The sequence below is a fragment of the Psychrobacter sp. W2-37-MNA-CIBAN-0211 genome (genome assembly GCF_040309405.1).
Lineage (GTDB): Bacteria > Pseudomonadota > Gammaproteobacteria > Pseudomonadales > Moraxellaceae > Psychrobacter > Psychrobacter glaciei.
Genome location: NZ_JBEOOU010000558.1, coordinates 1 through 238 on the forward strand (window position 1 = coordinate 1; position 238 = coordinate 238).

At 42.4% G+C, this 238-nt stretch carries 1 protein-coding gene; it reads left to right on the forward strand.

The genetic code is table 11. The features are described from left to right. The coding region (locus AAEY72_RS16260) for a DDE-type integrase/transposase/recombinase (RefSeq protein WP_352311720.1) at window positions 1–238 on the forward strand (238 nt) is incomplete at both ends.

Genomic DNA, 238 nt, shown 5'->3' on the forward strand with positions numbered 1-238 from the left:
GTTTAGTGTTGATGAACCCAATACGGTATGGGTGTCAGACATAACGCAAGTTCGTTGCAGAGAGGGTTGGCAGTATTTATGTGTAATTTTAGATTTATACTCACGCAAAGTCGTTGGTTGGGCAACAAGTCGAGTTAACAGCGCAGACTTGGTGATTAGAGCGTTAAAAAAAACATGGGATGCACGTAAACCTGATGGAAGTCGCTTATTATTTCACTCAGACCAAGGCAGCCAGTAT